General features: G+C 77.6%; 1 protein-coding gene and 1 pseudogene. Both read left to right on the top strand.

The features are described from left to right. Positions 1–142: 142 nt before the first annotated feature. Positions 143–943, top strand: a complete 801-nt coding sequence (locus tag VR45_RS35755; protein WP_045944089.1) for a TIGR03936 family radical SAM-associated protein — start codon at positions 143–145, stop codon at positions 941–943. A 396-nt stretch (positions 944–1,339) separates the two neighbouring features. Next, positions 1,340–2,728 (top strand): annotated as a pseudogene (locus VR45_RS35750) (ribonuclease E/G); the annotation flags it as partial.

Raw genomic sequence — 2,728 nt, 5'->3', positions numbered from 1 at the left:
GTGGGTGGGGGCGCGTACCCTTTGAGGTGTAAGAGTCCGGACAGTGGCGGGAAATCGCCGCCGTCGCGGACGGGGACCACTGACGAAGGACTGAGCGACCCTGGCACGCCGTACGCCCGACGGTCCGCCGCCCGCGCCGACGGTGCAGCGGATTCGTCTCCGCTACACCAAGCGCGGCCGGCTCCGCTTCACCAGCCACCGCGACTTCCAGCGCGCCTTCGAGCGCGCCCTGCGCCGGTCGGTGGTGCCGATGGCCTACTCGGCCGGCTTCACCCCGCACCCCAAGGTGTCCTACGCCAATGCCGCGCCGACCGGTGTGGCCAGTGAGGCGGAGTACCTGGAGATCGGCCTCGCGGCCCACCGGGACCCGGAGGCGCTGCGCGTCCAACTGGACGAGTCGCTGCCCGAGGGACTGGACGTGATCGACGCGGTCGAGGTGCGGACGCCCAACTTCGTGGAGCGCCTGGAGGCCTCCGAGTGGCGGGTGCGGCTCGACGGCGTCGAGCCGCAGGAGGCGGCCCGTGCGGTCGCCCTTTTCCTCGCCCAGGAGCGGGTCGAGGTCGAACGCCTCACCAAGAACGGTCTGCGGGTCTTCGACGCGCGCGGGGCGGTGGCGGCTCTTGAGCTCCTCCCGTCGCAGGTCGACGGCGGTGCGGACACGGAGGGCGAAGAGACCCGCGATGTTCGGACCGGGCGTCCCTGTGCGATACTGCGCCTGGTAGTACGACACGCCACACCCGCCGTACGACCCGACGACGTGTTGTCCGGTCTCCGTGCGACGGCCGACCTGGCGCCGCCGGTCCCCGCAGAGGTGACCAGGCTGGCGCAGGGGCCGCTCGACGAGGGGACCGGCACGGTGACCGACCCGTTGGCGCTCGACCGCGCCGCGGCCCAGGCCGGCCCTCTGGCGGCCGGCGAGCCGCGCGCAACCGCGTCCGCCTAGCGGGCGGAGGCCGGGTCCAGTTCCCCACTGGATCCGCTGGTCCTCCAGGCCCCCGCTGCTCCCCAGGGGAGCGAGCGTCGTCGAAGCACAGGCCGGCCTCTTGCGGCCCGCCGACCCCGATGGTCGGTGGGCCCGAGGACCCCGTCCGGGAGCCACCCGGGGTTGGGGGACGGCGCAGCTTGGGAAAACCTCAGAAGACTGGTCAGACCAGAAGACTTTCGACACCCCGCCGAGGGCGGGGCGCCGAGCGAGACTACGAGCCCCTGTGCGGACTCGCGTCCGCGCGGCGGCACCGTGAGAGGGTCCGGGCCGAGCATCGTCGTGATGCCGGCCGGCCACCGGTGCCGTGCCGTGCCCGGATGCGGAGCCCGGGGGCCTGACGGGAGATCCACCCGCATGCTCGATAACACCGATCCGCAGCAGCCTGCGGCAACGGAACCGAACGACACCGCCGCGACCGGCGGCGACAGCGCGTCCGCCGCGCCGCCGCGCCGGCGTCGCCGCGCCGTGTCCCGCCCGGCCGGAGCGCCGCAGGGCGCTGCCGCCGAGGCCGCCGAGACGGTCGTCCCGGCCGAGGCCGAGGCCACCCGTCCGGTCGAGGCGCCGGTCGCCGAGGCCGCCGCCGAGCCGGCGGCGGAGAAGCCGGTCCGGGCCCGCCGCACCCGTAAGCGGGCCGAGGCGCCCGCCGGAGCGCCCGAGGACTCCTCGATCGTGGTCAGCGCGCCGGAGGCCGAGTCGGCCCCGGTCGCCGCCGCGAAGGCGGAGAAGGCCCCCAAGGCGGAGAAGGCCGAGAAGACCGAGGCGGAGCCGGCGGAGAAGCCCGCGCGGGCCCGTCGGAGCCGTAAGAAGGCCGAGCCCGAGGCCGCCCCCGTGGTCGAGGCGCCCGCCGCCGCGGCGGAGCCGGTGGCCGTCGAGGCCCCCGCCGTCGTGGAGGAGCCGGCCGCCCCGGCGCGCCGTCCCCGCCGCCGCCGGGTGGTCGAGGCCGCCCCCGTGGTGGTCGAGGAGCCGGTGGCCGAGGAGGCCGAGGTCGAGGAGCCCGTGGCCGAGGAGGCCCCGGTCGAGGAGCCGGTCGCCCCGGCGCCGGTCGTCGAGGCCGCCGAGCCGCCGCAGCGGGTGCGCCGCCGCGCGGTCCGCCCGTCCACCGCGATCTTCCAGGCCCCGGTCTTCCAGGAGCCCGCCCCCTTCACCGCTCCGGCGGCCCAGGCGGCACCGGCCAGCCAGGCCACCCAGGCCACCCAGGCCGCCCCCGCCGCCGCGCAGCCGGCCGCCGTCGAGGCGCAGTCCGCCCCGGCCGCGCCGCAGCGCGAGGAGGAGGAGTTCGAGTACAGCGGTGTCGGCCGCCGTCGCCGCGTCCGCACCTCGGTGCGGGTGCAGACCCCGGCCCGGGGGAGGCGCGGTGCCGCCGTGGAGCGGGTCGAGGCCCCTGCCGCGAAGGCTCCCGTAGCCAAGGCCCCGGCCGCCGCCAAGGCCCCCGTCGTGGTCGAGGCGCCCGCCGCCGTGGAGGCCCCGGCCGTCGCCGCCCCCGCCACCGGCCCCGAGGCCGAGGACGAGTGGGAGGACGGCCGTCCGTCGCGCCGTCGCCGCCGGGGCGGCCGCCGCCGCCGTCGCGGTGAGGCCGAGGAGGGCGAGGCCGAGGCCCCCGAGACCGAGCAGCCCGCCGTCGAGGAGCCGGCCGTCGCGGCCGCCGACGAGGACGACGAGGACGACGACGACCTGGCCGCCGGCCTGTCCTCCTCGCGCCGCCGCCGTCGCCGTCGCCGCCGCAGCGGTGAGGCCGGCGCCGTG

The sequence above is a fragment of the Streptomyces sp. NRRL S-495 genome, assembly GCF_000966955.1.
Classification (GTDB): Bacteria; Actinomycetota; Actinomycetes; order Streptomycetales; family Streptomycetaceae; genus Kitasatospora; species Kitasatospora purpeofusca.
This window is presented reverse-complemented; position numbering and strand designations above follow the sequence as displayed.